This is a genomic window from Microbacterium sp. ANT_H45B, from assembly GCF_008369345.1.
Taxonomy (GTDB): Bacteria; Actinomycetota; Actinomycetes; order Actinomycetales; family Microbacteriaceae; genus Microbacterium.
In genome coordinates this window covers 1-3,597 of record NZ_VOBK01000005.1, presented here as the reverse complement: position 1 = coordinate 3,597, position 3,597 = coordinate 1, and the positions used below count along the sequence as shown (strand labels likewise).

2 rRNA genes are annotated in these 3,597 nt (G+C 54.3%); both read left to right on the top strand.

Annotated features, from left to right (window positions below):
• Positions 1-262 precede the first annotated feature (262 nt).
• Positions 263-3,367, top strand: a 23S ribosomal RNA gene (locus FQ142_RS17320).
• A gap of 105 nt (positions 3,368-3,472) precedes the next feature.
• A 5S ribosomal RNA gene (rrf, locus tag FQ142_RS17315) occupies positions 3,473-3,589 on the top strand.
• The last annotated feature ends 8 nt before the right edge of the window (positions 3,590-3,597 follow it).

Below are 3,597 nucleotides of genomic sequence, written 5' to 3'. Positions count from 1 at the left end.
GAGGGGACGGGTGTCTGCACGCTGTTGGGTCCTGAGGGACCGGATGCGATCTTCGGATCGTTTCTGTACCTCTGGGCCTCTTCTGGTTTCCCCTGTTGGGGGTTGCTGGTAGGGGTACCGCCCGTACTTTGAGAACTACACAGTGGACGCGAGCATCTTGCAGCCGGCTTCGGTCGGTTGCACAAGATGATCTTAAAGATCATTAGTCAATTTCATGTGGATCCTTCGGGGTTCACGTCGATTCTGATTCAAACTCATGTGATTTCAAGTCTTTAAGAGCAAACGGTGGATGCCTTGGCATCTGGAGCCGAAGAAGGACGTAGCAATCTGCGATAAGCCTCGGGGAACTGATAAGCAAGTTTTGATCCGAGGGTGTCCGAATGGGGAAACCCCGCTGGGCGGCGTGCCGACCTAGTGACTCCCGCCTGAATATATAGGGCGGGTAGAGGGAACGTGGGGAAGTGAAACATCTCAGTACCCACAGGAAGAGAAAGCAACCGCGATTCCGTTAGTAGTGGCGAGCGAAACCGGAACAGGCTAAACCTAGCGTGTGTGATAGCCGGCAGGCGTTGCACGTTGGGGGTTGTGGGACTTTTCAGTCATCTCTGCCGAGATGGCGGCGTTACACGATGGTATAGACGAACGGTCTTGAAAGGCCGGTCATAGAGGGTGCCAACCCCGTAGTCGAAATGCCAACCGTGGCGCGAAGAGTATCCCAAGTAGCACGGGGCCCGTGAAATCCCGTGTGAATCTGTCAGGACCACCTGATAAGCCTAAATACTCCCAGATGACCGATAGCGGACAAGTACCGTGAGGGAAAGGTGAAAAGTACCCCGGGAGGGGAGTGAAATAGTACCTGAAACCGTTTGCTTACAAACCGTTGGAGCAGCCTTAGTAGCTGTGACAGCGTGCCTTTTGAAGAATGAGCCTGCGAGTTAGCGATATGTGGCGAGGTTAACCCGTGTGGGGTAGCCGTAGCGAAAGCGAGTCTGAATAGGGCGATTCAGTCGCATGTCCTAGACCCGAAGCGAAGTGATCTATCCATGGCCAGGTTGAAGCGACGGTAAGACGTCGTGGAGGACCGAACCCACTTAGGTTGAAAACTGAGGGGATGAGCTGTGGATAGGGGTGAAAGGCCAATCAAACTTCGTGATAGCTGGTTCTCTCCGAAATGCATTTAGGTGCAGCGTTGCGTGTTTCTTGCCGGAGGTAGAGCTACTGGATGGCCGATGGGCCCTACAAGGTTACTGACGTCAGCCAAACTCCGAATGCCGGTAAGTGAGAGCGCAGCAGTGAGACTGTGGGGGATAAGCTTCATAGTCGAGAGGGAAACAACCCAGACCACCAACTAAGGTCCCAAAGCGCGTGCTAAGTGGGAAAGGATGTGGAGTTGCCTTGACAACCAGGAGGTTGGCTTAGAAGCAGCCACCCTTGAAAGAGTGCGTAATAGCTCACTGGTCAAGTGATTCCGCGCCGACAATGTAACGGGGCTCAAGCACGCCACCGAAGTTGTGGCATTGACATTATTGGTAGGCCTTCGTGGTCCAGCCGTGTTGATGGGTAGGAGAGCGTCGTGTGGCCAGCGAAGCGGCGGTGTAAACCAGCCGTGGAGGCTACACGAGTGAGAATGCAGGCATGAGTAGCGAAAGACGTGTGAGAAACACGTCCTCCGAAAGACCAAGGGTTCCAGGGTCAAGCTAATCTTCCCTGGGTAAGTCGGGACCTAAGGCGAGGCCGACAGGCGTAGTCGATGGACAACGGGTTGATATTCCCGTACCGGCGAAGAACCGCCCAAGCTAATCCAGTAGTGCTAAGTGTCTGAATCCCAGTGACTGATCCCTTCGGGGTGACGCTCTGGGCCTAGCGCACGACCCCATTCTGGTGCGGTTAGCGTATTAACAGGTGTGACGCAGGAAGGTAGTCCAAGCCAGGCGATGGTTGTCCTGGTGCAAGTGCGTAGGCCGAACGGTAGGCAAATCCGCCGTTCATTGAGGCTGAGACACGATGCGGATAAAAAGTGGATGATCCTATGCTGCCAAGAAAAGCATCGACGCGAGGTTCTAGCCGCCCGTACCCCAAACCGACTCAGGTGGTCAGGTAGAGAATACCAAGGAGATCGAGAGAATCGTGGTTAAGGAACTCGGCAAAATGCCCCCGTAACTTCGGGAGAAGGGGGGCCATCCGCGTATAGGGACTTGCTCCCAAAAGCGTGTGGTGGCCGCAGAGACTAGTGGGTAGCGACTGTTTACTAAAAACACAGGTCCGTGCCAAGTCGCAAGACGATGTATACGGACTGACGCCTGCCCGGTGCTGGAAGGTTAAGAGGACCGGTTAGCCGCAAGGCGAAGCTGAGAATTTAAGCCCCAGTAAACGGCGGTGGTAACTATAACCATCCTAAGGTAGCGAAATTCCTTGTCGGGTAAGTTCCGACCTGCACGAATGGCGTAACGACTTCCCAACTGTCTCAACCGCGAACTCGGCGAAATTGCATTACGAGTAAAGATGCTCGTTACGCGCAGCAGGACGGAAAGACCCCGTGACCTTTACTACAGCTTGGTATTGGTGTTCGGTGTGGCTTGTGTAGGATAGGTGGGAGACTGTGAAGCATGGACGCTAGTTCGTGTGGAGTCATTGTTGAAATACCACTCTGGTCACTCTGGATATCTAACTTCGAACCGTAATCCGGTTCAGGGACAGTGCCTGGTGGGTAGTTTAACTGGGGCGGTTGCCTCCCAAAAAGTAACGGAGGCGCCCAAAGGTTCCCTCAACCTGGTTGGCAATCAGGTGTCGAGTGTAAGTGCACAAGGGAGCTTGACTGTGAGACTGACAGGTCGAGCAGGGACGAAAGTCGGGACTAGTGATCCGGCAGTGGCTTGTGGAAGCGCTGTCGCTCAACGGATAAAAGGTACCTCGGGGATAACAGGCTGATCTTGCCCAAGAGTCCATATCGACGGCATGGTTTGGCACCTCGATGTCGGCTCGTCGCATCCTGGGGCTGGAGTAGGTCCCAAGGGTTGGGCTGTTCGCCCATTAAAGCGGTACGCGAGCTGGGTTTAGAACGTCGTGAGACAGTTCGGTCCCTATCCGCTGCGCGCGTAGGAAATTTGAGAGGATCTGACCCTAGTACGAGAGGACCGGGTTGGACGAACCTCTGGTGTGTCAGTTGTTCCGCCAGGAGCACCGCTGATTAGCTACGTTCGGGATGGATAACCGCTGAAAGCATCTAAGCGGGAAGCCGGCCTCAAGATGAGATTTCCATACCTTCGGGTGAGAGGCTCCCAGCCAGACTACTGGGTTGATAGGCCAGATGTGGAAGTGCAGCAATGCATGCAGCTGACTGGTACTAATAAGCCGATGACTTGATAACACACCGTTTGTTGGTGCTACGCGTCCACTGAGTGGTTCTCGATGTACGGTCGAGAACCGCATGACAATGACTTTGTTATGTGTTTGATTGAAACATCTATAGTGTTTCGGCGGCCATAGCGTGAGGGAAACGCCCGGTTACATTCCGAACCCGGAAGCTAAGCCTCACAGCGCCGATGGTACTGCAGGGGGGACCCTGTGGGAGAGTAGGACACCGCCGGACTTCTTTTA